The sequence below is a fragment of the Pseudomonas monteilii NBRC 103158 = DSM 14164 genome (assembly GCF_000730605.1).
GTDB lineage: Bacteria > Pseudomonadota > Gammaproteobacteria > Pseudomonadales > Pseudomonadaceae > Aquipseudomonas > Aquipseudomonas monteilii.
On record NZ_BBIS01000010.1, the window covers coordinates 81,241 to 107,646 of the forward strand.

General features: G+C 58.5%; 28 protein-coding genes and 2 pseudogenes. 4 read left to right on the top strand and 26 right to left on the bottom strand.

The annotated features are described in order from the left end of the window. Positions 1–14 precede the first annotated feature (14 nt). The 24 genes and pseudogenes from PM2_RS05890 to umuC form a co-directional block, all read right to left on the bottom strand. Positions 15–950 (bottom strand): TIGR03756 family integrating conjugative element protein, encoded by a 936-nt coding sequence (locus PM2_RS05890; RefSeq protein ID WP_033741395.1) that lies wholly within the window; start codon positions 948–950, stop codon positions 15–17. Further along, on the bottom strand, positions 950–1,369 hold the full coding sequence (locus PM2_RS05895; protein ID WP_042131450.1) for a TIGR03757 family integrating conjugative element protein: 420 nt from the start codon (positions 1,367–1,369) through the stop codon (positions 950–952). Before PM2_RS05895 ends, PM2_RS05890 begins: the two co-directional genes overlap by 1 nt. A gap of 195 nt (positions 1,370–1,564) precedes the next feature. Then, on the bottom strand, positions 1,565–1,894 hold the full coding sequence (locus tag PM2_RS05900) for a hypothetical protein (protein WP_042131452.1): 330 nt from the start codon (positions 1,892–1,894) through the stop codon (positions 1,565–1,567). Between the two features lie 8 nt (positions 1,895–1,902). Next, positions 1,903–2,547, bottom strand: coding sequence for a DsbA family protein (locus PM2_RS05905; RefSeq protein WP_233425951.1), 645 nt, complete (start codon positions 2,545–2,547; stop codon positions 1,903–1,905). Then, positions 2,540–2,845, bottom strand: coding sequence for a death domain-containing protein (locus PM2_RS05910; RefSeq protein ID WP_028700149.1), 306 nt, complete (start codon positions 2,843–2,845; stop codon positions 2,540–2,542). The genes PM2_RS05905 and PM2_RS05910 overlap by 8 nt, the downstream gene beginning before the upstream one ends. Beyond that, on the bottom strand, positions 2,842–5,835 hold the full coding sequence (locus tag PM2_RS05915) for a conjugative transfer ATPase (RefSeq protein ID WP_420874943.1): 2,994 nt from the start codon (positions 5,833–5,835) through the stop codon (positions 2,842–2,844). The genes PM2_RS05910 and PM2_RS05915 overlap by 4 nt, the downstream gene beginning before the upstream one ends. Beyond that, positions 5,835–6,284, bottom strand: coding sequence for a TIGR03751 family conjugal transfer lipoprotein (locus PM2_RS05920; RefSeq protein WP_028700151.1), 450 nt, complete (start codon positions 6,282–6,284; stop codon positions 5,835–5,837). Before PM2_RS05920 ends, PM2_RS05915 begins: the two co-directional genes overlap by 1 nt. Then, positions 6,262–7,761, bottom strand: coding sequence for a TIGR03752 family integrating conjugative element protein (locus tag PM2_RS05925; protein ID WP_028700152.1), 1,500 nt, complete (start codon positions 7,759–7,761; stop codon positions 6,262–6,264). The genes PM2_RS05920 and PM2_RS05925 overlap by 23 nt, the downstream gene beginning before the upstream one ends. After that, on the bottom strand, positions 7,742–8,638 hold the full coding sequence (locus PM2_RS05930) for a TIGR03749 family integrating conjugative element protein (RefSeq protein WP_028700153.1): 897 nt from the start codon (positions 8,636–8,638) through the stop codon (positions 7,742–7,744). Before PM2_RS05930 ends, PM2_RS05925 begins: the two co-directional genes overlap by 20 nt. Then, a complete protein-coding gene (locus tag PM2_RS05935; protein ID WP_023628669.1) occupies positions 8,635–9,285 on the bottom strand; it encodes a PFL_4703 family integrating conjugative element protein in 651 nt (216 codons plus the stop codon). Before PM2_RS05935 ends, PM2_RS05930 begins: the two co-directional genes overlap by 4 nt. Before the next feature lie 8 nt (positions 9,286–9,293). Then, a pseudogene (locus PM2_RS05940) lies at positions 9,294–9,678 on the bottom strand (TIGR03750 family conjugal transfer protein). Positions 9,679–9,691: 13 nt separating this feature from the next. Continuing rightward, positions 9,692–9,991 (bottom strand): TIGR03745 family integrating conjugative element membrane protein, encoded by a 300-nt coding sequence (locus tag PM2_RS05945; RefSeq protein ID WP_232888488.1) that lies wholly within the window; start codon positions 9,989–9,991, stop codon positions 9,692–9,694. Positions 9,992–10,057: 66 nt separating this feature from the next. Beyond that, positions 10,058–10,291: a TIGR03758 family integrating conjugative element protein gene (locus PM2_RS05950; protein WP_371040110.1), complete on the bottom strand. Its 234-nt coding sequence runs from the start codon at positions 10,289–10,291 to the stop codon at positions 10,058–10,060. A gap of 2 nt (positions 10,292–10,293) precedes the next feature. Continuing rightward, positions 10,294–10,611 carry an integrative conjugative element protein, RAQPRD family gene (locus PM2_RS05955; protein WP_028690570.1) on the bottom strand — a complete coding sequence of 106 codons (318 nt, stop codon included), beginning with the start codon at positions 10,609–10,611 and terminating at the stop codon, positions 10,294–10,296. 503 nt (positions 10,612–11,114) lie between these two features. Then, positions 11,115–11,423, bottom strand: coding sequence for a DUF4177 domain-containing protein (locus tag PM2_RS05965; protein ID WP_028700155.1), 309 nt, complete (start codon positions 11,421–11,423; stop codon positions 11,115–11,117). An 18-nt stretch (positions 11,424–11,441) separates the two neighbouring features. Continuing rightward, a complete protein-coding gene (locus PM2_RS05970; protein WP_028700156.1) occupies positions 11,442–12,911 on the bottom strand; it encodes a UvrD-helicase domain-containing protein in 1,470 nt (489 codons plus the stop codon). An 11-nt stretch (positions 12,912–12,922) separates the two neighbouring features. Continuing rightward, positions 12,923–13,672: a TIGR03747 family integrating conjugative element membrane protein gene (locus PM2_RS05975; RefSeq protein WP_028700157.1), complete on the bottom strand. Its 750-nt coding sequence runs from the start codon at positions 13,670–13,672 to the stop codon at positions 12,923–12,925. 10 nt (positions 13,673–13,682) lie between these two features. Beyond that, the gene (traD, locus tag PM2_RS05980) at positions 13,683–15,899 is read right to left on the bottom strand and encodes a type IV conjugative transfer system coupling protein TraD (RefSeq protein WP_028700158.1); all 2,217 of its coding nucleotides are present in this window, start codon (positions 15,897–15,899) and stop codon (positions 13,683–13,685) included. A 1-nt stretch (position 15,900) separates the two neighbouring features. Continuing rightward, entirely contained in the window at positions 15,901–16,146 is a 246-nt protein-coding gene (locus tag PM2_RS30680; RefSeq protein ID WP_217998274.1) for a hypothetical protein, read from the bottom strand. 8 nt (positions 16,147–16,154) lie between these two features. Then, positions 16,155–16,685 carry an integrating conjugative element protein gene (locus PM2_RS05985; RefSeq protein WP_042131458.1) on the bottom strand — a complete coding sequence of 177 codons (531 nt, stop codon included), beginning with the start codon at positions 16,683–16,685 and terminating at the stop codon, positions 16,155–16,157. Then, positions 16,682–17,230 carry a lysozyme family protein gene (locus PM2_RS05990; protein ID WP_420874945.1) on the bottom strand — a complete coding sequence of 183 codons (549 nt, stop codon included), beginning with the start codon at positions 17,228–17,230 and terminating at the stop codon, positions 16,682–16,684. Before PM2_RS05990 ends, PM2_RS05985 begins: the two co-directional genes overlap by 4 nt. Then, positions 17,227–17,991, bottom strand: coding sequence for a TIGR03759 family integrating conjugative element protein (locus PM2_RS05995; RefSeq protein ID WP_042131460.1), 765 nt, complete (start codon positions 17,989–17,991; stop codon positions 17,227–17,229). The genes PM2_RS05990 and PM2_RS05995 overlap by 4 nt, the downstream gene beginning before the upstream one ends. A 10-nt stretch (positions 17,992–18,001) precedes the next feature. After that, positions 18,002–18,697, bottom strand: a complete 696-nt coding sequence (locus tag PM2_RS30685) for a hypothetical protein (RefSeq protein ID WP_028700162.1) — start codon at positions 18,695–18,697, stop codon at positions 18,002–18,004. A gap of 134 nt (positions 18,698–18,831) precedes the next feature. Further along, positions 18,832–19,998, bottom strand: a pseudogene (gene umuC, locus PM2_RS06005) (translesion error-prone DNA polymerase V subunit UmuC); the annotation flags it as partial. Positions 19,999–20,443: 445 nt separating this feature from the next. Here umuC and PM2_RS06010 point away from each other — a divergent pair. From PM2_RS06010 to PM2_RS06025, 4 genes are read left to right on the top strand one after another with little or no spacing between them, the layout of a single operon-like run. Continuing rightward, entirely contained in the window at positions 20,444–21,931 is a 1,488-nt protein-coding gene (locus tag PM2_RS06010) for a SulP family inorganic anion transporter (protein ID WP_004574009.1), read from the top strand. 14 nt (positions 21,932–21,945) lie between these two features. Then, positions 21,946–22,797 carry a universal stress protein gene (locus PM2_RS06015; RefSeq protein WP_004574008.1) on the top strand — a complete coding sequence of 284 codons (852 nt, stop codon included), beginning with the start codon at positions 21,946–21,948 and terminating at the stop codon, positions 22,795–22,797. Further along, entirely contained in the window at positions 22,797–23,156 is a 360-nt protein-coding gene (locus PM2_RS06020) for a TraR/DksA family transcriptional regulator (RefSeq protein ID WP_004574007.1), read from the top strand. The genes PM2_RS06015 and PM2_RS06020 overlap by 1 nt, the downstream gene beginning before the upstream one ends. A gap of 44 nt (positions 23,157–23,200) precedes the next feature. Next, positions 23,201–24,163 (top strand): SdiA-regulated domain-containing protein, encoded by a 963-nt coding sequence (locus PM2_RS06025; RefSeq protein WP_014003922.1) that lies wholly within the window; start codon positions 23,201–23,203, stop codon positions 24,161–24,163. A 90-nt stretch (positions 24,164–24,253) separates the two neighbouring features. Here PM2_RS06025 and PM2_RS06030 read toward each other — a convergent pair whose 3' ends face one another. Further along, positions 24,254–24,670 (bottom strand): hypothetical protein, encoded by a 417-nt coding sequence (locus PM2_RS06030; RefSeq protein WP_004574005.1) that lies wholly within the window; start codon positions 24,668–24,670, stop codon positions 24,254–24,256. Further along, on the bottom strand, positions 24,663–26,402 hold the full coding sequence (locus tag PM2_RS31330; RefSeq protein WP_223198351.1) for a tyrosine-type recombinase/integrase: 1,740 nt from the start codon (positions 26,400–26,402) through the stop codon (positions 24,663–24,665). The genes PM2_RS06030 and PM2_RS31330 overlap by 8 nt, the downstream gene beginning before the upstream one ends. Positions 26,403–26,406: the final 4 nt, after the last annotated feature.

A 26,406-nucleotide genomic window follows, 5' to 3' on the forward strand; every position in this document is an offset into this window, starting at 1 on the left:
CTCCATGTCTTATCTCATTGGAAGTCAGTGCTTCCCAGGAAGGTCTGGCCCTTGCGCTGGCAGCATGAATAGGGCCGCCACAGGGCCCAGGCATAGGCTTCGTCGACTGCGTCGGCATTCGGGCCAGGGGAGGGGAACACGGCGCAGGTAGGGCTGATGGTTGGCGTCAGCTCCTGCCACTTGCCTGTGCTGGCATCACCTTCTTTCAGTTCCCCGGCAGGCCAGTAGCCAGGCTCCGGCAGGGAGCGCATAGGCAGGTACACGTGGGGTTGTCCTACGCGGGTGGTGATGTCACCGGCGCGCTGGGCGATGACTGCACCGGCCTTGAAGTCGTCGACCTGGTGGATGAACCCGCTCCGTGGGTAGACGCTCCCCCACATGTCGGCCGAGAGAAGTCCACCGACCTCCCGCATGCCGGGGATCAGGGCCTCTGGATAGACGGATTCGGGAACCCCGTACCGCCATGCGAGGGTGTCCAGGGTGCTGAGCATGTAGGGCACGTAGGGGGTAGTCGCGCCGTGGCAGGAGTAGCCAACAGAGCTTACAAATCGGCTGAATACCGCAGCTCCAGGGTGACCGATGACGTCAGCCTCCTTGAACTTTGTGATGTTGTTCTCGGCGTTGTGGTTGGTAGTCCCATCATTGCCGGCTTGCGCCGTCGCATTGGGCGCCCCCATGGGGCTTACCTCTGTCCACGGGTTCTCCCCTGTGTTGGCATAGGCGGATACCACTGCGTCCGGAATGTAGTGCCGGACTTTGGTTGAGGTTTTGACCGTGCAGCCAACGGGTGTGCAGAGCAGCCAGTAGCAGATGCCGACTACTTTGTATTCCAGGCAGGTAGGCGAGGTGGTGGAGGCGAGAATCGCCGCCGAGCTGATGGCCGCGGAGGCTGAGAAAGGTAGCGCCGAGGTTAGAAGCCCAGCCAAGGTGAGTCGCGAGATTCGTCTCATCATCGTCCCCTTGCCTGGTTGATTGCCTGAATGGCAGCAGCCACGTCGGGTTGGCCGTAGACCACAAACCGGCGATCGACAACGACTGCCGGCACCTTCGAGACTCCGACACTCCAGGCATCGGCATTGCCCTGCTGAGCGGCAGCCAGCTGTTGCATGAGCGCAGCTCCGGCCGGCGTGCCCATTAGTTGCCTAGCGGCGAGCGCGGCTTGGTGCGGGTTGGGTGGTAACTTCCTGGACAACTGCTCCTCGATGCGCTGTTGATCATCGAGCTTGATGACACGCACATCTGCCGGTACTGAGGTGAGTGGGTGCGCCGCGTCTGTGATGGCCCAGGTCTCGGCATGCGCGGTACCGGTGGCCAGCGCGGCGACCAACAACGAGATCACTCGCGATGAAGGCAGGGGGATATTGAACATTGAGGCTGCACCTGAAGTGGGGACGGGTACAGGAAAACGGATCGGCCCGCCAGGCGCAGTAGGAAATAGATATTTGACGGTACTTGGATTTCTTGGTGAATCGCCACACGGACGTAAGCGAAGTGTCTTCCGTGTGGCAGGCTCGTTAAGGGGGCTCCATACTGCCCGGATTTCAGGTCACTACAAAAATGTGAACTAGTCGAACCATTCTTCGTCACCAGGATCAAGTTCTTCCAGGTCCATATCGCGCTGCAGCTGCAGCTCGATCACGGTCCCGGGCGCTGGGGCATACCAGTCGACTATTACGAACCGACCTTTGCCTATGGTCGCGTCATAGTCCATGAGCACGCAGTCGTCGTTCCACTCCTGGAGAGCCCAGCTCAGCTCATCGTGTGAGGGGAATTCTTCCCCGGTCGACTCAAGCTGAAACCATCCATGGCCAGAGCCTGCGCTTGGGAAGAACCTGCTTGGTAGATTGCTTTCTTCGTCATTGTTGTCGATGCGGGAGACCGTGAGCGTGATCATTACCCTGGCTACTCCTTGCTCGCAGTGGCCTGGGCTGCGAGGGCATCAATGACCGACAGCAGTGTGGCGCTATCCACGGGACCCTCCAGGCGCATGCTGTGCCCCGTCAAACTGTCGGTGACCTCGATCGTAGGGGTAGCGGCAATGCCCCGGCCCTTGGCCACAGCCAATTGCTGTTCAACGGCTGCTCGGATATCCAGTCTTGTCCTCGCGCAAGTGGAAAGACCTTCTGCAGAGATGCCAGGTACCTCCAACTCATCAGCGAGCCCCTGGCCATTGCCATGTGTGCGCAGCAGGACCTGGTCGATCGCTTCCCAGAACGCCGAAGCCCCGCCCAATGAACCCGCGCATTGAACGAGCCTTGCCTCTGATACTGCTGCAGGGCCATGACTATCGAGAGGGAAGTGATGCCAAGCGAGCTTCACGTTCTCTTGCTCGCTCACCCATCGCTTCAGTTGTGGCGTGTATGCCCTGCAGTATGGGCATTCCAGATCGGCGTACTCCGTGATCACCCAGCGGGCACTGGACGGACCCAAATACCAGGTCTCATCGGCGGGGCGTGTGCTGTTGTTCTTTGCCAGCAGCCAGCCAGCGCCGAGGCCAGTGATCGCGATGATGCCGACCACGATGAGTTTGAGCCTGTTCTTACGCATGCTCATCCCCCCGAGCATGAGAGGGGACTTCAGGCTGCCCGAGCTTCTGCAGGGCGGCCTGTAGATCGTGAATGGCACCGTCAGGCTGAGGATGCTGCTTCAGCCACTCATCCAACACGGACTGAACCAGCGGAATGATGTCGCGACGATCGAGGGCGTTATTTTTGATCTGTTGCAGCTCGTCAATGAGCACTGGTGCGCAAACCGACAATGACTGGAGTGTGTCGTGCCCGGGCTCTTTGAGCAGCTGGGTCAGGCTATCAATGATGTTCTGGGTCAGGGTATTCATGACTCTCATGCCACGCGCTCCACGGCCTTCTTTGATTCGGGTAAGGTGATGGGATAGGGAGTGATACCGCGTTTGCGGTCCAGGTCCGCGGCCACCTGCAGTGCTGCGTGTAGCTCATCGCAGCCGAGCGCCTGCATGGTTTCGTAACGCTGCCGCTTTTCTTCTGGCTCGGTCATGGCCAGAGCAAGGCACAAGCTGGGTGGCACCACACGGAACAGCATCTCGATCCGCTTGGCCAGGACGATGCCCTCGGTGAACTTGCCGTTTTCCTTCCGTGCCGAGAGCATCATCGTCTTCTGCGCCGGCGTGAGCTCACGAAAACGCGCGATTTTCTCCACCTCGTCAGGCGGCATGTTCAAGCAGATCCACCACTCGATCATGTTCAGCAGGGCGGATGCTTCTGGAGGGATATCGTCAACGTTCTGGGTTGCCATCCAGTACCAGGCACCTAGTTTTCGCCACATCTTGGTGATCTTCACCGAATACGGGGAGAGCAGTGGCACCTTCAATGGGATGTGGCCTTCGTCGGTGAAGGCAATAAGTGGTCGGCCTTTGAACTGGTCCCGCTCTGCGATGTTGTTGATGGTGTTCAGCAGGGAGATGTAGGCGATGGCCATCTGGGCTTGATAGCCCTCACGAGCGTAGGTGGCCAAGTCGACGATTGTGATGTCAGCTTCCGGCCAGGCGGTACCAGGACGGTTGAACATCTCAGCCTCGGTGCCCATGGTGAACATCCCCATGGCCTCGGCCATCTCCATGAACCGGTTGCGCCGGCTTTCAGGGAGCTTGTCGTCGCTGGCCATCGCCTGCAGCGCTGCGCTGATGTCTTCAGTCAACACCGGACGGTTTTTACTTACGCACAGCTCGGCGGCGTTGATGATGCACTGCCGGATGGCACTGCGGTCGGCCCGAGTGAGTCGCGCATCCTCCTTCGATTCGCCGCCAGTGATCATCAGGCGGGCTGTGATCTCCAGCTCGCCCAGGATGTCCCTCTGCTCGTCCTCCATCCCCGCCAGTGCGTCGGTCAGGTGCTGGTCCGATGCATCCACGTCCGAGGCATCCAAGACCTTGACCTGGTCCTTGTTTTTTACGAGCTGCACGGCGTCGACGAACGGGGCGAGGCTTACGCCGCTACCCGGAGCGAGCCGTACCCGGTTGACGGTCAGGCCAAGCCGCTTGGCGAAATCGCCCAGCAGGCCGAAGCTGTTGCCGGCCTCGATGATGAAGAGTCGAGGGCGGTAGAGCGCAATGGCCTGCATGATCAGGTAGTTGGCTGTGGCAGATTTACCCGCGCCGGTGGGGCCGAACAAGAACAAGTGCGCGTTCATTTGTCGGTCGAGCTTGTTCAGCGGATCGAAGGTCAGCGCTGCCCCCCCTCGATTGGATAGGGTGAAGCCCGGGTTACCTGTGCCAGTGGAGCGCCCCCAGACTGGTGCCAGATTGGCGATGTGCTGGGTGAACATAAGCTGGGTGTACCAATCCAAGGCGCGGTTTTCATTCGGGTCGAAGTTGCATGGCAACCAGCGCAGGTAGCTGTTTAGAGGAGCTACCTCGTCCTGTGACTGGACTGGTTGCATGCCGGCGCCGAGGAGCACGTTGCACAAGCTAGTCGTGCGCTCCTCGAGCACGGCTTTATTCTGACCACGGAGGAAGAACGCGACACTTCCCCGGTAGAGCTTGTGCTTTCGTCCGAGAAGGGACCGCGCCGTTTCAACGTCATCCCGGGTGTGACTGGACGCCTGTGTATCCCCGATAGCCTTCCTGGATAGCTGTTCGAGATGCCCTTCCAGCAGATCCTGCGGGGTCGGCACCATGGTGATGCACAACACGGTATCCTCCGGCAGCCGGTCGAACAGCGAGTTCAATGAGTCGGCCTGCTTGGTCTCACCGGTCAGATGCCCAGTGAGGGGGGCATTTTTCAGGCGATCCAGCATCACAACCCGGTGCGGCATGCCGTCGAACGACCAGAGACCGCTGTCGATATCCGAGCGCGGTTCTCTGTAGAACAAGTTCTCCGAGAAGTCGGTGCCGCTCGCCACCGGCAGCTCACCCTCTTGCAACTCGCGGGCTGGCTGGCACACCTCTTCGTAGAAACGTCGGATATCGCGCTCAGTCGAGCCCAGGTGATCTGGGTGTGGATTGAACCAGCCTACGAGCCAACGCTTGATCGCATGGCCATCCATGCGTTTGGTTGTCACGCCGGCGTTGGCCAGGGATCCTTTAAGACGGTCGCAGATCGCTTTGAGGTAGGCGGAAGGCTCCTGGCCGCGCACCACGACGTCCTGTTTCTTTACTCGGCGATACACCACCAGGCGGACTTTCCGTGTCTGACCACGCCACGGGAGGTTGCTGACTGCCGTGTCGACGAACAATCCACCTGGCTTGGAGATGGACTCGAGGTGGTGGCGGAACAGCGCGAGGTAGAGCTTGGTGAAATCCGTGTTCTCAGCCCGGGGCTGGACGTAGGCCTGGAGTGTTTGCAGGTAGTCGGTCCAGTCCGTTTCGTCCTGGGCATAAAGCTGCACTACCCAGTGAGAGCTCTCGAGCTCGTCGAAACTGTCCTGCAGGACACCTTGCAACGCATCGCGAGCTTGTTGAAGCCAGTCGTCGGAGCGTCCCTCGGTCCCGATCGGGATCAACTCGAAAAACGCCGCCCTGGAAATGCCATCCTCGAGGAGCATGGCTTCTTCCTCGGGCAGGTATTCTGCCCATGGCAGCATGTCCACGAACGACGGGTTGACCTCGTACATCCTCGCCACGTCAGCTTTTGTCGCCGGCCGACGTTTAGGGTTTTGCCAGTCGATGGGTGAAGGGATTCCCATGGACTCCAGGCGAGCTATGTACCGGTCATTCGCAGCCTGGCGGTCTTCTTCGTTAATGACAGTACTGGCTGTTGCGGGATAGTCGTCGACAAGGTCGATATCGGTTGTCGGCTGGCCGAGCACGGGCTCGATAGGCGTTGCAGGGCCTTTGCCCAGCAATTTGCTGATGAACTGCATCAGTACTCCTCCGTCCGCTCGCCTGGCATGGCGTACTGCACGCGTTGATACATCGGGAACACCGTGGTGTACCCCGGGACTGGGACCGGATCCGTACCAGCCAGGTGTGGGAACACGTACATCACCAGATCAGGGTTCGGTAGGCGCTTGAACTGGCTGTAAATTTCGTTCTGGGGTGTGCGGTTGAAGGCTTCAGCACTTGCCTGTTGGCGAGCCACCTGAGCCTCATCGAGCGGTCGGCGCAGCTCTTGGCGCGCATCCAGCAACATTCTGCTGTTGGAACTGCCAGAGCTCCCGCCAGACGTGCCGTGTTGCCACACGTCCATCATGTTGGCTTCCCCGTGGGGGAGCAGCTCGTCTTTGTCAGTCGTGCATCCGCCTAGAATAAGGGCGAGCACGAGCCAGGCCCCGGCCTGCAGGCGGGGCTTAGTCCAGGTTTGCGGATACATGGTTGGCTCCGGCGTTGTAATCGACCTTGCGGCCTTTGATCTCGTAGTCGATGGCGAGCTGCTGGTCCAAGTGGACGGCGACCTTCGCCCCGGGCTGTACGTACACGGCGGCGAAAGCTTCGCCGTAGAGCTTGTTCATCCAGGAGCGGATGTCGCTGACCCCACCGGTCAGGATCGCGCCCATGGCGGAGTTCCCCGAGGAACCCGTGGTCCCGAATGAAGTTCCTCCGCTGCTGAAGGTAGTGGAGCTATTTTGCTCATCAGCCTTCAACAGTTTGGCGATGCCGGCGCCCGCGGCCGTCACCAGGGACTGGTTGGTCAAGTACTCCTTGGCGTTGGATCGGCGCTCGCCGGAGATGCAAGGAATGCCGTAGGAGTCGCTGATCCAGCCGAGTCCGCCCTGGATCGCTGGCTGCCCGTTACCGTTGCTGCTGTTCTGGTTGTTGTTCTGGCTGCCGTTGGCCTCTTCTGCCGGGGCAGGGAACGATCGGACCGTGCCATCTGCGAACACGAAGGTCAGGCTCCGGACTTGCCCGCGCACGCAGGACAATGTCCAGTCGCCTGATGCGGTACCGCTGGCAACAGCACCGACGACGTCAGGGATCTCGATGCCGTTTGCGGTGAGGTTGTCCGGACCGATCAGGACCTTGAAAGGGAAGGGATCATTGACTGTTCCATCGATCGGTACGCGGCCAATGAGCGCCGACATGGCCACCGACCCCATCAAGGTCGAGTTCTGGGGCAAGGTATAGGCTTTGCGTACTTGCTTGCGGGCATCCTGGGGAGACAAATCAGCGCCGACGTTCTGGGCCGTCGCGGTGAGAACTGTTTGGCCTTTGTCCAGGGTGCTCCCAAAGCTGGTGGGAAAATTGAAGCTACTGGCCGTCTGGGCGGAGCCGGGCTGAAGGGGTTTACCGCTAGCGTCCAAGGCAGTGGCATCGGTCGGTTCAACCCATACGAGTCCATTGGACTTCGTCCCTTTGTCGAAGCCCGCGCCGTCACCTGGCAGCACTCCGAGCCCAATTGGGAGGTCCTGCCCAGCGGCATTGGGGTTCTGCGACAGGTTATCCAACTGACGCTGGAACTGGTCCAACAGGCCCACGCTCTGGTTCTTCACCTGCTCCTGCAGCTCGCCCTTCGCATCATTCAGCTTGTTGTCGACATTCTGATCTATGCGCGAGAGCCGAAGCTGAAGCTCTGCATTCTGGTCCTTCAGTTCTTTGTTGTCGGTCAGCACCTTCGCGATCTGGTCTTTCACCTCCCGACTTTCAGCGACCACCGTGCGGAGGGTGTCGGCCGGAGTATCACCGTCCACCCCTAGCTTGCGCGCGGTGTCGCCGCCGATGATGATCGGCTTATCTTCAGGAGCCTTCGGCTCCTCTTTTTTACTCCCCCCCTTGAAGACGATGATGAGCGCGACGATCAGCACGGGGATGAGCAGGTACTTGAGGAGTGGATTACTTTTCAGACTGCCCACGGCGCCCTCCTGCTTTCGGATCAATTTGGCTGACCGAAGACGGCAGCAGGGCCTCTTTCAGCCCCTTTCCTTGGGTGACCAGATAAAGCGTGGTGGTATCGCTGGCATTTCCACTAGCTCCGAGGTACGGGTGCTGGAATGTCGCCGTGGAGAAGTTGCCCATCAGCTCTGTTGCATTCATCGTCAACTGCTGGGCACTCAGGTTTCTGAGTTTGACTGCCGTGACATAGCTGTTGTCGAGGCGCCAAGCCCCCAGCACCGATGCTTCCACCGGTAACACCGGCAACAAGGTGCTGAGGTCCAGGGCTCGATCAACACGCACCTGGCTGATGCCGGCGACAGGCTCAACGGTCCGGAGTGGGGCATACAGCATTTGCGCCGCATAGCGGGTCAGGGCCACCGGCGCAGGTGTCTCATGTCGGGGTGCTGGCGGAACATCCTCCTCCTCCTCCTCCGACGTCGCGGATCGCTTCGTCGGAGCTTGCATCGAGGTGGTATCGCCGTAGTAGGTAGAAGGGGCCGCGCCGGCGACGATCTTCGCGGGTTCGAGCTTGGCTTGGCCCTCTGCCGCTGGTGTCGCGGCAATATCCACCAGCATGATCTCGCCAGTGGCCACGTTCTGCAGTTGCAGCCTGGTCGGTGGAATTTCCTTGCTGGCCAGCAGGTAGACGGCGCCGCCGGTGCTCTGGACCCGCAGTTGGTCAACAAGCTGCGGAGGCATGCCTACCCGCACGTTCTGGTCGACGAACACAATGCGCTCTTGACCGACAATCAGCGGGATTGCCATGGGGATACGGTCCCACTGCAGCAGCTCTACCGCTTTCACATTGGCAACTGCAGAGAGGCCCAGAACAAAGAGGCATGCGCGCAGATTCATGGCTTCACCCCGGCTGCTTGCAGATCAACCTCGATGCGTTGCGGGTTGGACGCATAGCAGTTCCACATCAACCCGAACGGATTTTTCTCTGGGTTGACGTCGGCCCGGACGATGGACAGTGGATAACGGGTCATTGCACGCTTGACCCGCTCGCCGTTCACTGACTCGTCAGCGAGTAGATCCAGATTGACTGTCCAATCGTTGATTCCGATCTCTTCCACGCGTAGCACGCCAGGGTCGGTCAACCCGTGGCCCGGGATTTCTGAGACATTCCGTTCACGGCGGCGCAGCTCACCGGCGTTACGGCGCATCTCGTAGTCTTTCTGCAGGTACTCCTTGCAGCCAGGGGTCACGTAGGACGCCAGACGCTCGATGTTGTCCTGGTAGTCGTCGTCCCCGTTCTTCTCCCAGCGCTGCATCTGCTGGAAGATATAGAACCCGAAGGCATACACGTTCTCTGGTGGCACCTCCCACCATTTGCGAGTACTGCCGGAGCGGAGGTCCGGCGGCACATGCACGGTCAGGTCTTCGGGGGCTTTGTGCCAGCCGTAAAACGCGAACAGGCTGACTGCGCCCAGCACAATTACCGCGATTCGCAAGCTGAGAATGTGTGCTTGCTGAGCATCCACTCGTTTTCGAAAACTCATGAAGATTCCTACTTTCCTGTACGACGGCATGTCCACGCCCCCTTCCGGATGACCAACTGGGGGCCACCGAGGAAGGGGAGGTGTTGAGCCTTGTAGAACTGGAGCTGGCGGTAAAACCATGTATCCGGGCGGCCGCGTTTCATCTTCCGGAGGATCCGGCTTGCCACGGTCAAGCCCAGAGCTCCACCTACAAGAGCGCAAGCGATGAAGAGAGCTGGGTTGCCGAACAAGAACGACACGGGGATGCCCAGAATCACCCCGGCCCCCCCCACAAGCACCGACCGTTCCCCACATTTCATCCGCAGTGAGACCTCCCATGACGATGGGCTGCCTATTAAGGTTGTGGGGAAGGAAATCGAGCGTTCCATCCTTCAGGTAAGTGGTCTCAGCCATGTCGCATCACCAGTTAGAGGACGCCAGTAGCTTTGGTGACCATGAAGATGCCGACGCCGATCAGGCAGATCCCGACCACAGCGGTGAGCCCCAGGTCTCGCCACTTTTTCTTGCCCTCATGGATATCGTGGTAAACGCCGTAGGCATGGGAGGCGACCCCCACCATCATGGCTCCGAGCAGGAAGAGGCCGATCAGCATGAAACCGTCGTAACCGTAGTTCTGGATGGTTTGCAGCCAGCTGGTTCCCTCGCCGCGTGTAGGGGCTTGTGCTCCTGGTAATGCGGCAGCGGCAATGATGGGGTTCAGGCCCATAATCAATGCGGCGGCGCCGGTGAGTGACTTGGTGATGGTGCGGATTGACATCGGTTAGCTCCTTGGCTAGCTGAGAACGAGTGTGGCGAGGATCAGCAGCAGGACGATGACCTTGACGGTCGATGCGGCTGCAATGTTTCTGTCGATGTTCTGAGTCGCCCAGCCCCGGTAGATGCTGTACAGCGCCCAGGCACCCCACAGGGTCGACAGTGCGATGACGGTGCCTACGAACAGCACGGTGCTGGCCTGGGGGGTGACGCCGCTTGCAGCGTTGAAAGCTGCGACTTGAGTGCCGCTCATGCTCATGGCATCCGCCCGCCGGTGAGGGTGTATTTCCCAGCCAGCTCTGCCGGATCTCGCGGCTGTGCGCGACTTGGGGTCAGGTACTCTTGCAGGCCCTGACGAACGCGCTGGATGTCGCCAGCCAGACGTTCATAGTCGAAGTAGTAGCGCTGGCCAGGTTCGCTGGCGATTGTGGCGCTGCGCCGCGCCGAGTCCTCCAGCGCGTTCAACTGCCGGATCATCACCTCGATGTTGGCCTGTTCTGATGCTCCGGCCGCCTGAGCGCTCGGTATTAGTGAAAAGCCGCCGCTGACGCTGATCAGCGCGCCAAGCAGGATTCGGCGAGGAGATACAAGGAGGAGGGATGGCTTGTTCACGGCTGGGCTCTGGGGCAACTGACTGTGGGCGTCAGAATGCCGAGACCAGGTGGAGGGGCGCCTCAAGAAATACTTATCTGAGGTCCGTAGAATTTTTTCTCTAAGCCGGTCACGCTTTGGTGAAGTGGATTGATCCACTTTGGTAGGGCGATTGAACGGCCCAGACCGATTACAATGAGCCGAAGTTAAGCCAAGGAGTAGGCATACGGGAAAAACTGATCTGTGGGGGAGTCTTATGCCGCGGAAAACCACCAACTCGCCGGCGTTTGAAGCTTGGGTATCGGACTTTCTGGGTGCCCGTTTCCGAGATGAAGGTTGCTACGACAAAGCGGTTTTGGCCGCCGAGATGCTGCAGCACCGACGAGAGGTGAGCTCAGTGGAGCTGGTCGAGATGGTCAGGAGGGCCAACGCCATGTTGGCCCTACTCCCAGGACATGATCATGAAGCTTAAAGCGCCTGATTGGTCAGGCTACTGACTCGCGTTTGAAAAAGAGCAGATATCCGACCGGCATTGGGAACCCGTAGGACCAGGCCTGGGCATTTTGATTGCCCACTTTGATCTCGCCCCGGCACACTGGCTGGGTGCTGACGAGTTCCCAGCCTTCGGCTCCGAGCTCGAGCATCTTCTTCTGCAGTTGCTCCTCTTCTGCCAAAAGAGACGCAACATCGGGCTCAAGCGTCTGTTCTGTGCTCTTGAATATCCAAGCGCCGCTAGTCGCGTTTTTGAATGGGATAGCGACATACTCAGCGCGGTGTTCGAATTTCTTGCTCATAGTGACTCCTTTATTTAATCAGCCGCGCGCTTGACGCGCTCCTGGGGCGAGAGCGTCCACATAGCGTTCCATGATGGACAGCACCAGACTGTTGATGGCGAGGATCTTCATCGCCCGGGTGACGGCCACGTACAGAAGGTTCAATTCATCATCTCGTCGACCTGGATCGATATCAGGTGAGAGCGGGTCCGACGTGAAGTCGTCGAAGAGCCCGACGAAATCCCACTCCAGGCCTTTCGACTTGTGGGCAGAGGTGAGGGTGATAGTTGCATCTAGCTCTTGGTCCACAGTGCATGAGCGCAGGGCCAAGATTCGCTGAGGCAGATCCGGATACATGTTGATGATCTTGATCGATCGGATCATCTCGCTGTCCTGGCTAACCTCGGCGATTTCCACGTACTGGCCATAGTCTCGGTAGTCACGGAGCAGCTTTTTGTTCTGGACCAGATCGCGCTGTTGGCGACTGAAATAGAACAGGTCCTCGAGGTCGCGTACTGAATAGCTATCGATGCCGCCAACCCAGTAGATTTTGGGCTTCTCGGTGACCAGGCAAAGTGCGTTTTCAATCACCCCGATAACGGTCCGATGAATGTATGTCCTGTGCGGCAGCCCGACCGGCAGCGCCTTCTTCACCAGTGTCTTCTCGCCCAGTCCCTGCAGCTTCCTGGTTTCTCCCTTGTAGGACAGGATGATGTTAGCGACATGGGCGACTGCAGGCCCAAATCTGAAGCTCTGGGTCAGGTAGTGCTTCTCAGCCCCGGCCATCCAGCTGGCATTTAGAGCGTCTTCCGCCCCTCGAAAGCGATAGATCTGCTGGTGACGATCACCCACGGCCACCTTGCGAATACGCTGAATGCGTACAATGTCAGCGATGACGGGGTTTACGTCCTGTCCCTCATCGAGCAGGACACAGTCGAAGCGCTGGCTCAGGTCGGGTTTGCTCAACTGGTACAGCTTCAGGTATCCGTCATGCGTGATCTGCACCGCTGTGTCCTGCAGGTCAGTCATGCGCTTCCAGATGCTCATCGCTGCTACCAGCGCCTGGTTCAGGTAGCGCTCCTGGGCGGAGGTCAGCATCGGGCGGTCACGAAACCGTGGAAAGTGGCAGCGCTCGATCAGGTCGTCGGCGCTGGCCATATAGTTGTTGAGGGTGGTTAGCACGTCCCTGACCAGCTCCCAGTCCTGCGTATCAAGCGCTCGGGCGATATCGGTCAGTCGCAAGTTGTTGGTCTGCTTATGGCTGAACTGTGTGCCATAGACGGCGTAGGCCAGGCCGTGCGCAGTTTTGTTCACCACGTTGCGCGGAAATCGGCCACGCGCGGCGATCTCGACCGACTTGTTGTAACAGAGATAGAGAATCCGCAGGCGGGAGTGGTGTTGCGCATAGCCCACCAACGTTGTGGTCTTGCCACTGCCAGCGCCGGCTTGGATAAGGAGTTTCGGGGCCTCCGACTCGATGATTGGCGACTGCTCGTGTGTCCATTGCATCGTTCTCTTCCTCACAAATACTTCTTGAAGCTCGCGGCCGTAATGCTCACGGACACCCCGAGTAAGGCAGCGCAGGGGAGTAGTACCAGCATTGGGCTGATGCTGATCGGGAGCGCCAAGTAGAAAGTCCAGGGGAAAATGGCCAACGGCATCATCGTTGCCCGGGCCTTGTGGTACAGGTAGCTGGACTCCCGGCCGGCACCAAATTTACGGAGGTCTCGCCGCACCAGACCGTCGACCAGGCCTGTGAGTGCAGCCATGGCAAAAAGCGGTACCGTCATCAGCAGCACGACCAGGCGGACGCAAAACACCAGGACGGTGAACAGGGCGGCCAGGGCATAGTTCTGTACCGTTGTGACGCTCTGCGCGGCCCAATAGCGCATGTCCAGCTCGTTGCGGGGACCGGCTTGAGCGATCGACTCCATGCCCTGGACCCAGCTAAGCATCCCGGTCTTCACGACCAGCCAGTCGTAAGCTTCAGTGACCAGCCAGGTCGCGGTGCGCCCGGGCTCTTGGACGACAGCGCTATGGACCAGGCCCTTGGATAACCAGCCGACCTCGCTGACCAGCATTTGCTGACCGTGCCGCCACCCGGCCTCTGGCCAGAAGAAGTACAGGCATACCCAGTCGACCACGATGGCGAGGAACAGCGAGCTGAACATTACGCCGATGAAGGTAATCGGGAACCAGAAGATCTTGCTGAACAGCGATTCCTGTCGCTCTTGCTGCTGTTCGGCCTTCTTTGATACGTCATCTGACATTGGCTACACCTCAAGCTGCATCATCGGTGGCCACCTGGCGGAAATCTTCAACCAGGTCTTCGGGCAAAGCTGATTTCAGCTCTTGATAGCCAGGGGCTTCCCACCAATCGTTCGAGGACGCTGCCGATCGCCGCATGCCGGCGGCCAGCTCCTGCAGGTTGCCGGGCATGACCTCGTCTGGGTCGTTCGCGGGGAGCGGCATGCGGATTTTCCACAGATTCCCACCTTCGATGAGCGCGAAGGCCTGTCCCTTCGGCAGTCCCACCACGTGGGCTGGCTCAATCATCGGCACACTCGCCAGCTGCACCTGGTCGTGCGAGCTTGAGGTGAACGCGGTTTTGCCGTTGACAGAGTCGTTCGCGCTGCTCGCCGGCGTGCTGTTGTAGATCTGCACTTTTGGTAGCTGGTTGGTCAGCAGCTCAGCGGTCGCGGTTTCCCGAACACGCAACATGAATAGGTTGTTGAAGTTACCGATCACCTGGCCGGCTTTCGCCTTCGAGCCGATCTTCGCTTCGATATCACTCATCGTCTGGGTGTAGGCGGTGACCTGGATGCCGGCACCACCGGCCTTATTCACCATCGGGATGAATTCGTCCCCGATGAGCTCGTTGAACTCGTCAGCGTGGAGGTTGATGCGTACCTTGCCCCCAGCCATATGTCCCGGCAGGCCGTCGTCGATGCCGTGCTTGTAAATGTGGCCTGCAACAGAGACCAAGTCACTGAACATCGAGTTGCCCACGGCCGCACTGACTTCGGTGTCGGATAGTGCATCGAGGCCAACATAGACCACGGCGCGTTTTCGGATCACTTGCATCCAGTCGAAGATGGGACGCTCATCGGCGAGGTCCAGGTAGTCGGGGGCAAGCAGTTCAGCGATACGCCCAGTGGTGAGCTTCTCCAGGAGTGGCAGCAACGATGCGACGATCTTGTCGAAATAGGTCTTGTCGTAGCGGACAGCGCTGCGCAGGCCATCCATAACCGAATCGTTGATGCGCTTCTGGGTCAGGTACATGTCGATGGCCACCACGCGCAGCGGGCGGTCTTTCATGGCGAAAGACAGGTTCTTGCGATCGATCTTGCCTTCAAGTTCGACGATGGTTTGCCATGCCTTCGGATCATGTTCAGCGAAGTACTTCTGTGCGTACTCAATGAACAGCTCGTCGATATTGATGACGTGCCGGCGGATCTGCTCGTAGTCAGGGCGACGGCCGAGCGCGACAAGTGACTGGGCGATGATATTGACGAACCGCCAGGCGAACTCCCGGAATGCTGCAGAGTTACCCTCGCCGGAGAGCTGACCAGCGATGCGAGTGGCCACCTCACTGATTCGGCCGAAGCGGCCGATGGCGTTGTAGCGAGCGGAGATATCCGGCCATCCCAGATGAAACACGTAGAACTCGTCGAGGCGCCCGGCGCGCTTGCACTCGACGTACATGCGCTTGAGCAGATCGGCATCGCCCTTCGGATCGAAAACGATCACGACTTCGTGGTCGGCCTGTTCCTCTGCTCGCCGGCGCCGGCTCCATCGATGGGAGGTTTGGCTCCGTCGCCCCATGCGGACTCGCGGCCCGCGGCGATGCGTTCGGCGAATGTCCTGGGTGATGAACACTTCCGCCAGGCGAGTCTTGCCCACCCGTGTGGTGCCCAGGACCAGTGTGTGACCCACGCGCTCACCCAGAGGGAGACTGACATTCTGCTCATCTGGTTCGATCCCGTGCAATCGGGGCAGGCCCCCCACCGGTGGGAGAGGTCGAGCGGGGTTCCAGTTGGAATCCCAACCAGTGAGTTTCGTGATCAGTTTCAGTGGGAAGGGGGCGAACTCCAGGCGTTCCTCCAGCCAGCGCGCCCGCTCATAAAGGTTCGTCGGTTCGACGTAGGCCGCGAACTGAGGGAGGTAGGTGTCGGCCAGGCGCTGTGTGTGCTTCTGAGTCCACCGGAACCCGCGTCCGATGAACAGGCGCTCGTTGCTGATCGGCATTTCAGCGCTAGCCATGGTGTAGTGGGGAAGTCGCCTGAGGTTCGCCTGGTACCTTAGGACCCTCCGCGCCTGCAGCAGCCGAATGGTGCCCAGGTAGATAAAACCCAGCGCGGCGACAATTCCAAATAGTGGGGTCAGCGCAAAAGCCCAGGGCGCGCCAATGCAAAGCGAAGCTGCCACATAGCAAACCGCAGTAGTGAAAAGCTCTACTGGCGGCCGGAGCAGAGATTCAAGGGTGTAGGTCGCCATCTCAAGTCCTCGCGGTGAATGTTATGGCGTCGACTTCCGCACGCGCTTGCTCAACCTGGTCCGGTGTCAGCCGTTCGGCCAGGCGCTGGGCGAATGCGTGTTCGTTGAGCTCGGAGATTCCTGTCAAGCGAGCACCGTACAGCTCGCTCACATGGCGAACCTGCTCGATCATTTGCTCCCGGCCGGGCCGGTGTAGGGGATGGCTGATGATCAGTGTGAACACTGGCGATAGTCGTGTTGGGCGCATACCGGTTCTCACTGCTGAAGGGTTGTAGCTGTGATCAGCACCGGGTAGTGCTGCAGCCCCAGGCGACCAGCAATATCGCTGGCAGGTACAGGCATCACCTGCAACCCAGGTGCCCAGCGGCGGATCTCTTGCAGTCGTGCAGCGTTGCTGACATTCACAGCAAGGCCTACTGCCTGCAGGCCTTGAAGTGCCGACAGCTTCTGCTTGAGCCAGGCCTGCGACGTTGGATCATCCCCAACGATGAACATCGGCTGCAGGCCTGCTGCGTTGATCACTCGTCCCTGTACTGGGCCGGGGCTCAGTTCTGGAGTCAACACCGGAAATGCCCCGCCCGCCCGGACGCCAGTCACAACTGGGGTGGTGTGCGTGGGCTCGGGATCAATGTCTTGGTAGTAGGACAATGCGGATGAACCGCCACGGTCCTCCACCACGGTGAGCACCGCTTGCTGATCAGCATTGCTGGGCAGAGCCAGGCTGCTCACGATCGAGAAGGCCAGGGCCTGCACGACGTAGGATCGCCAGGCGTGGGGATATGTCATGGGGTCACTACCTCGAATTTGATGCCGGTGACCCGGCTAAGATGTTTCGTGAAATAGCTACGGTACTTCGCGGCCGGCGCCCCCCCGGCAGGGCGGTGATACCGCCCCGCAGCATCGATCCAGGTTCCACCCTTAGCCTTTTGTTCAGCCAGGATCTGAGCGGTCACCGCCAGGTTCTTGTATGGATCCAGGCCTTCGCAGGGATAGCGGTAGCGATGCCCGTTGTAGCGAATATTTGTTTGTCCCAGCCCCACATCGACCCGAGCGGGTCCAGCCTTAACAATCGCTATCATCAGAGCTTGGCAAGCGTCTGCTCGTGTGGCGAAGCGGTAGCCGGTTCCGGCCACATTCAACGTCCAGGGCCACGGCACAAGCTGCCCGCGCAATCGCGTCCCGCTTTCCTGCAGTGCCACCGAATAGAGCACAACGGGCGGGACCCCGTGTCTGATGCCGATCGCCTTGTAAGCTGCTGGCGGATCCTCTACACCCCATGCGTTGCCGGCGAGCAGAACCACCGACAGAACGTAGAGCCGCCACCCGCTCATTGACGACGCCATGATCCATTCACCTGTGTTACCGCGGCTGGCAGCGAGCCACCTAGCCCGAGGCGAACCCAGCGGCCCTGGTCATGATTCAGTGTGATCAGTCGGCTTTTAACGCTGGACGGGTCAATACCCGCGAGAATTGCCCAGCGGCGGATCCTTTCATCGTCTTGCTGGCTGCCGACGAAATACAGATCAAACGGCGTCTGTGACGCCTGCAGCCGTTTGACCTGGTCGATGCAGGGTAGGCAGTCGTCTTTGACGAAGAGTGCCATGCGCCCGTTGCCCTCCAGAGCTGGGCCGCTCCCAGATCCGGCCTGGCCCGAAGGGGTGGTCGAAATCTCAATGGCTTTGATGCCTGGAAACAGGCGCTGGTACGCCTCGTCGTAGGCTCGCTGGTAGGCGAGCTCCCGATCGACTCGCTGGCGCTCTGCTTGGACCTGCAGCTCGGCGAACCGGCGTCGTTCGCTCTCTGATCGGGCCTCGATTCCCAGCGCGGTGAGAGGGTCAAGCCCTGGCGAATACACCCCCCGGGGTCCCTGCATTACCTCTTGATATCGTTCGAACTCCTTGGTGGTCAGGCCCCACTCCTGCGCGGCTCTATCATCGAGCTTGTTCTGGGACAGGGTGCTTTCGCTGGTGAGCTGTTGAACACTGGAGGCGGCCCCTCCAGCTGCGGAAGGAACCGGCGCGGCCTCAATGCCAATTGCGGTAAATGCGCAGGCGCAGGCGCAGGCGATGGCTCGAACGATCGGTAGATTCATGGTGTTTTACTCATGGCTGGATGCTCAGGGTTCGGGTTGTTCCGCCGGCGTCGAAGGTTGCGGTCCGTTCATCTACAGCCCTGAGGCGCCAGTTGCTGCCGCTGACCTCTTCGCCAGGCCGAATAAGGTAGATCTGGCTCAGCCGCGTGCTACCAGTGGGGGCAACAGACAGGAAACGCTCTCCGCCTCGGTATTCGAGGCCGACCATCTGGAAGGGCGGAGGATCTTGCGGGATTGGTGGGGCTTTAACCGGTGCGGGCTTCGGCTTCGGTTTGGAGGAGGCTTTGGGGGCTGGTGCAGTCGCCTGAGCCTGAGGCTTGCTCATTTTCTGCAGTTTGCCGTCGAGCGACTCAAGGTCGGCTTTCAGTACTAGAAGATCGCCCGCAGTCGCGGATGAGCGAGTGGCTTCAGCTGCAGCCTCGTGGGCCTGCGTTGCTGTGGCCTGCACAGCATCGATCCGGCTCGAGAGCGCTTGCTGGCTGATACGGAAGTCTTCCATCGTGACCAGGGGTTTGCCTGACACAGTGTCGAGCCGATCGTCGATCGCGCTCACCCTGTTCTGGAGTGCATCGATCGAGACTTTTTCTGCTGCTCCATTCACGGTGCGAGACAGAGTCGACAGCTGGTACTGCTGGAGCGCGATGATGGCGCCCAGGATGAGCAGGCCCATAGCAAGGGGCAGGTGTTTTCGGATCGGCAGTTTCATGGGTGTCCTCTCGAAGCCGAGTACACCCTCGCGCAACCATGATCCTGATTCAGCAGAAAATACTTAGCCCGCTTGCACGGATTTTTTTAACCATGCCGAGTTGGAAAGATGATCACCGACGCTCGCGCTCAGCTCTATCTGCAGTAGACACGCCACAACTGGTCAATCCGGGTTGTAAACGACTGGCTCAGGAGTTCTCGACGCATACCCCACTCCGGGCTTCGTGGAACGTTGGCGGACCTCAGTGTACCTTTGCCGTACCGATGGTTTATGCCATCCATAACCGTCATCAGGCGATCGCAGGCAACTGGCTGCGTTGACGCGAACAGATCGTCAGTGAATTCACCCGGTTGCCGTAGATCGAGCAGTAGCACCTCGGCTTTGCTGTAGCGGTACCCGTCCTGGTAGACCTTCTCCACAGCCTCAGTCGCTGCCCGCGTGAGCAATAGGGTGTCGCTCGTGGGGTAAGGCAGCTCAACCAGCGCCCCTTTCGCCAAATGCAGTTCGTTGGGATTGAACATACCTGTGCGGATCGACACTCGCATGCGCTTGCACACCGACCCCTGGGCGCGCAGCTTCTCGGCTGCTCGCGCTGCATAGGTCGCTACCGCCTGCTTGATTGGTGTCAGTTCGGTCATTCTCTTACCGAACATCCGGCTGCAGCAGATCTCCTGCTTCGGCGGATCAGCCTCATCCAGTTCGAGGCACGCCGTGCCGGCGAGCTCGCGCGCTGTCTTCTCCACCACCACGCTGAACTTGTCACGCAGCATCCGCGGATCTGCCTTCGCCAGGTCCATGGCCATGCGGATGCCCATCGCCTCGAGGTGTGCCGTCATCCGCCGGCCAATGCCCCAGACCTCTTTCACCTCAGTGTTGCGCAGTACCCAGTCGCGCTTGAAGTCATCAGTGATGTCGACCACCCCACCCGTATGCGCCTGCAGGCGCTTCGCCGTGTGGTTGGCAAGCTTTGCCAGGGTCTTGGTACGGGCGATCCCCACACCGACAGGGATGCCAGTGCAGCGCAGCACCTTGGCGCGTACCTCGCGGCCGAATTGGGTCAGACTACCCCGCACGCCAGTGAGATCAGCGAAGCATTCATCGATCGAGTAGACCTCGGCCGCGGGCACCATCGATTCGATCAGCGACATAACTCGTTCGCTCATGTCGCCATACAGGGCATAGTTGGACGAAAACGCCACGATGCCATGCCGCCGCAGCTTCTCCTTGGCCTGGAAATAGGGCTCGCCCATCTTCACGTACGGCTTGGCGTCATATGACCTGGCGATTACACAGCCGTCGTTGTATCTGAATGATCCTAACAGTTAGTTTGTTGTAAGATATTGATTTATAAGGGAATTAACCCACTAACATTTTTTGATTATTTTCCTTCGTTCCTGATGGCGATACTCCTCGACTAAGCCTATTTCAGACGTGGCTTCGCAAAGCAGGGCGGCGGATCGCAATCGACGATAGCTTCACTGTATACTTTTGGCTCCGCATACCCCTTGAGCTACAGGAACACCAGCATGACTGTACTCCAAACGCTCTACTGGCAGCCTACGCCGCCTTAGCGCTACGCCCCCTCGCAACACCTCGCCTCCGCCAGTTTCGCTCGCGGCTGCGTACTGCTGTACGCCCGGTTCTTACACCCAAAGCGCACAGCAAAATAATCCTCACAATTTGAATTCGTATCGACGCGCTCGCCATTTCCTGGCATGCGTGCGGTGCATTGCTTTGGATATTCTGATGCTACAAACACTCAAACAAACGTGGTTTTCCAACGTCCGTGGCGACGTGCTCGCGGGGATCGTCGTCGCACTTGCGCTGATCCCTGAAGCCATCGCTTTCTCTATCATTGCGGGCGTCGACCCCAAAGTTGGTCTCTACGCCTCATTCTGTATCGCCGTAGTGATCGCCTTTGTCGGTGGCCGCCCAGGCATGATTTCAGCCGCGACAGGGGCCATGGCACTGCTGATGGTGACCCTGGTCAAGAACCATGGTCTTGAATATCTGCTGGCCGCCACGCTGCTGTGTGGCGTGTTGCAAATTGGTGCTGGCTACCTGAAGCTCGGCTCGCTGATGCGCTTCGTTTCGCGCTCGGTGGTGACCGGCTTCGTCAATGCGCTGGCGATCCTGATCTTCATGGCTCAGCTGCCCGAGCTGACCAATGTCACCTGGCACGTCTACGCCATGACAGCCGCAGGCCTCGGCATCATTTATCTGTTCCCCTATGTCCCGAAGATCGGCAAGCTCATCCCATCGCCGCTGGTGTGCATCATCGTGCTGACCGCCGTTGCCATGTCGGTTGGGCTGGATATCCGCACGGTCGGTGATATGGGTCAACTGCCGGATACGCTGCCAATCTTTCTCTGGCCTGACGTGCCGCTGACGTTCGAGACGTTGGCCATCATCTTCCCTTACTCGGCAGCACTGGCCGTGGTCGGTCTGCTGGAGTCGATGATGACCGCGACCATTGTTGACGACCTGACCGACACCCCTAGTGACAAGAACCGCGAGTGCAAGGGCCAGGGCGTGGCCAACATTGCTTCGGGTCTGATCGGCGGTATGGCCGGCTGCGCGATGATTGGTCAGTCGATCATCAACGTGAAATCCGGCGGTCGCTCTCGCCTGTCGTCCCTGGCAGCAGGCGTATTCCTGCTGCTGATGGTGGTATTCCTCGGCGATTGGCTGAAGCAGATCCCAATGGCTGCTCTGGTAGCCGTAATGATCATGGTATCCATCGGCACCTTCAGTTGGGATTCGCTGCGCAACCTGAAGAAGCACCCGTTGTCGACCAACATTGTCATGGTCGTCACCGTGGTGGTCGTGGTCGCCACCCACAACCTGGCCTTCGGCGTGCTGGCCGGCGTGCTGCTGGCCGCGATGTTCTTCGCCAACAAGGTTGGCCATTACATGGCAATCAGCTCTTTGCTGGACGAAGCCGGCGAGCATCGTAGCTATAACGTCACCGGCCAGGTGTTCTTCAGCTCGGCAGACAAGTTCGTCGCGGCCTTCGACTTCAAGGAAGCCCTGAACAAGGTAACCATCGACCTGAATCGCGCCCACTTCTGGGATATCACCGCTGTTGCAGCCCTGGACAAGGTGGTTATCAAGTTCCGCCGCGAAGGCACCGAAGTTGAAGTGCTGGGTCTCAACGAAGCAAGCGCCACTATCGTGGATCGCTTTGGTGTTCACGATAAACCCGACGCCATTGATCAACTCATGGGCCACTGAGAAGGAGAACAACGATGACCCAAGTAATTGCCTGTATCGACGGTTCCACCTCGGCTCCAGCTGTGTGCGACTACGCAGCATGGGCCAGTCTGAGCCTGGAAGCCCCGCTGACCTTCTTGCATGTGTTGGATCAGCGCCAGTACCCAGTTGCGGCCGACTTGAGTGGCAATATCGGCCTTGGCAGCCGCGAGCATCTGCTTGATGAGCTTGCTTCCCTGGATGAACAGCGGGGAAAGTTGGCCCTTGAGCAAGGGCGGATCATGCTTGCGGCCGCGAAAGAGCGGGCCATTAAGGATGGCGTGGCCGCGCCGGAGTCCAAGCAACGTCATGGCGATCTGCTGGAAAGCCTGCAAGAGCTGCAAACCGAAACGCGCCTGCTGGTCATCGGTCGCCAGGGCGAGTCTAGTGGCAATCTGAGTCAGCAGGTCGGAAGCCAGCTGGAGAGCGTGATTCGTATCATGCACCGGCCAATCCTGGTTACCCCGGCCAGCTTCCAAAAGCCCAAGAGCGCGATGCTGGCATTCGATGGCGGCGCTACTACCCGCAAGGGTGTGGAGATGCTGGCAGCCAGCCCGCTGCTGAAGGGGTTGCCGATCCACCTGGTCATGGTTGGCCCCGTAAGCGATGAAGCATCTGCACAGCTGGACTGGGCGCAGAAAGTGCTGATCAACGCCGGCTTCACTGTTCGTGCCGAGACCCGGAGCGGTGAGATAGAGCCTACCCTGCACGCCTATCAGAAAGAGCATGGCATTGATCTGCTGGTGATGGGGGCCTATGGCCATTCCCGTATCCGGCAGTTCCTGGTCGGTAGCACCACGACCAGCATGCTCCGCACCACCATCAGTCCGCTGTTACTGCTGCGCTAATGGCCATGGACGACGCCCTCGATCTTGCCCATTTCAAGACCCTGCTGGAACAGCGGGCTGCCGAGCTGGATCGATTGCTGGAAGACGCTGAGTCTCGCTCGCAATCGGTAGAGCTGGATCAAAGCAAGGTAGGGCGTTTGTCGAGGATGGATGCACTCCAGCAGCAAGCAATGAACGATGCCATCCGCAGTCGGGCGCAGCATGAACGCGTCCGCCTCCAACTGGCCCTCAAGCGTTGGCACGAGGGTGAGTATGGCTGGTGTAACCAATGCGGCGAGTTGATCGCCTCGGGCCGCCTGGAATTTGATCCGGCCACGCTGCTGTGCATCACCTGTGCGAGTCGCACTGAGTCGGGTTGAAATCGTCACGATTCGTGGCGTCAGCCCCAATTAACGAGATTTCTATGTATTTGTTGGCAAAAAACTGGCTGGGCCGAACACGGAAAACAAGCGCCTGGATGTGGGCACTGCTGTGCCTTGTATTGCTTACCGTATTCCAAGTCCGCACCCATCACCTTGATGATCGTTTGTACTTCTGGATCAAGACCAGCTGGCACACCGACGATTGGCAGGAGCGCTCTGTGTGGCTGCCTGGCTATCGGGTTGAACTGGATGCTAAGGCGGTTTCCGGTGTGGACAGCAATCTTTCGGGTCTGACCTTTGACCCTGACCTAAACCTGCTGTGGGCGGTCACCAACGGCCCAAACGAACTATTGGCCCTTAGTCGTGACGGTGATGTGGAAAGGCGTTACAACCTGGATGGCTTCCACGATGTGGAAGCTGTGTCCTATGCCGGCAATGGCCAGCTGGTAATCGCCGAGGAGCGCCGGCAGAGCCTGGTTATCGTGGATGTCCCCATCGCCGAAGACGGTAAACTTTCTCCTGGTCGACCATTGAGCCGAGACCAGTATCCAGCTCTCACCCTGGCGTTTGGCAAGGAAGACAACAAAGGCCTTGAAGGGCTCGCCTACGACCTGAAAGGCGACCGCCTGTTTGTGACCAAGGAGCGAGATCCTCGCCAATTGCTGGAAGTGAGCGGCCTTCGTGCCAGCCTGGCCGGAGGCTTTTCCTTGCACGTGCGTGACCTGTCCAGCCTGGTAAAAGACAAGGTGTTTGCGACTGACCTGTCTTCAGTCGTCTTCGATCAACAGAGCGGCCATCTGATATTGCTCAGCGACGAGTCGAAACTGCTGATTGAAATGACCGACGAGGGCAAGGTGGTGAGTTTCCGCTCCCTGGCGAGAGGTTTTGCTGGTTTGCTGAAAGGCATACCCCAGGCCGAAGGCGTAACCATCGACAATGAAGGGTATTTGTACGTGGTCAGCGAGCCGAACCTGTTCTATCGCTTCACCCGTGAACCAGATTGACCAGTCAACAAGCTACAGTCGGGCGTGATCGTGGCGCTTGAAGTGGTGGTCTACGATTTTTGCCGAATTCAGTGGGCTCCCCATCAGGGCCTAGTTGGGCCCTGGTTTCAGAGGGAGTGCGGTGACCTTACCGTTGGCAACCGCCTTCAGCTGAATCATCTCGAATATTAGTCGCTGGTTAACCGAAGCCAGCCGAGCTACCTCCGCTAAAAGCTGATCATTCTCTGCACGGAGCACCCTGTTCTTTTCTTTCTCGCTCATCAACGCTTGATGCTTAGAGTCTCGCTGGGCTCGCACCGACTTGCCAACGATGTTGCGAATCCTTTCCGCTATGCTTGGGTAAGTGTTATGGATGAGTCCCGGAGTCACACCTGCGGCACGGGCAACGGATGTGATGGAAAGCTTTTCGTCACCAGCAATTAGATCGTCGACGACCTTGTTGAGCGCGGCGAGTGTCTTCGACCTGGAGCGAATAGGAGAGTCAGGGCCCACCGCCTGTCTAGTCATTTGCCGCCTCCTCCATTTCCTCAACTGGAGAAAGGCCAAGGCTGGTAATTACATCTAGTGCAACCTGCAAGTCGCGTTCTGCGCGCTGCCTAACAGCGGGGCCTGCATCCTCAATTTTTATCAGCTCTCGCTGTTGAATGTAGATGTCCTGCCAAGTGCTGGCGAAGACTTCATCGATCACCGAATTTTTGCACCCTGGACACCGTGTGGCTTCGTATAGACCAGCACCTCCGCAGCCCCGCTCTGTGGCGATGCACCAGCCGTGTCCAGTCGCACGAATGTTGGCATGTGGGGCGGTCTGGGCAAGCAAAGCAGCTCTATCCTTGATTGGAATCGCCCGCAACTCCACAATCTTTTCGCCAGCGCCCCCTGCCAGTGGCTGATCATCGAGCCATGATTCGATCAGGTCAATTTTAAACTCTGTCATCTGCTGGAAGATCTCATCAAAGAGAGTCAGGTCTTGCTGCGGATTGGATGCATAGAGTTGGGTCATACTCATGCTGCTGTGTTTGAACTGCCATTTGAGGTAGATCAATGAAGTGCGGCCCATACGGGATTCTACAAAGCATCTTGCATATGTTCGCCTGCATTGATGCGTCCTCAACGGCCAATCGCTTCCAGCGGCTTTAGCTATACGGTCAAACGCAGCATTGGATGCTTGCCCGCTGAGAGCCTCAACGTGATGGCTTTCCTGAACTTTCCCTCCTTGTGTGTTTCGTCCCAAAAATAGTTTATTCGCGTCTTTTCGGGCTTTTTCGAGCCTAAGGAGATGTTCAGTTGAATACGAAAAATCCCGATTGCTTGCAAGCTGTCTAATCTCTTCATCCAGCTCTTTTCTGATGGGTACTGAATATTTTGCCAAAAGACTTAAAGCTTCAATCGTCAGTTCTGGTACAAGATATTCGACTTGGCCTTTACCTGTCTTGTGCTCGATTGTGGTCACCCAGCAAAAGGTAACCCCGTTTTTTAACTCTTTGCGCCAAGCGCCAACCTCAATTCCAATTGCCTCGTCATTGCGCATGCCGCTAGTGATTGAAACTATATACAGAACAGCATCTCTGCAACGAATTGCCATCCGTTCATCACTAGGATGATATCCAATACCATTGGCTGCCAATTCGGCCTTCATCTCCCGGACAATGCTTTCGCAATAGTTGAAAATCCTAGATTGTTCATCATGAGGAATAATATCTGTTCGCCCGACGTTTTTAGTGGCAGCACCCAACCCTTTTACATTCGCGACCCCACAAATCCGCCACAATGTCGAATTACCCCAAGGATAACTCTGAATGGGAAACATCGTGTCGGCAGAAAACACCCAAAGAAAATCAATAACCCGTAATCGCCCATACAGCGGGAGAGGCTTTAACTTCAATTCATATTTGCAATGATGAACGTAATTGCTGACATGGATCGGACGGACATCTGCAAAGCTTGAAACTCCTAGATCGTTTAACCAGCGAACAAAAGGCATCGCGCTGACGACGGCGAAAGTAGTAATGCCCCGTGCGATAGGAGGTTTGGATCTAGGCATTCCTCTTTTAAACCAAGCATAAGCAACAGCTTTGCAGTCATCAATAAGCGCCCGAGGCATGCCCATATCCCAGTTGATGAATTTATAAGAATGAGCAACATTGGCCTGATCAAAAAACGGGCGAAGATCCCACTGTGCATCGCCAAACCTGCTAAGAACGAAGGTTTCTCCATCTTCATTAACGATAGCGCTGATCACGATT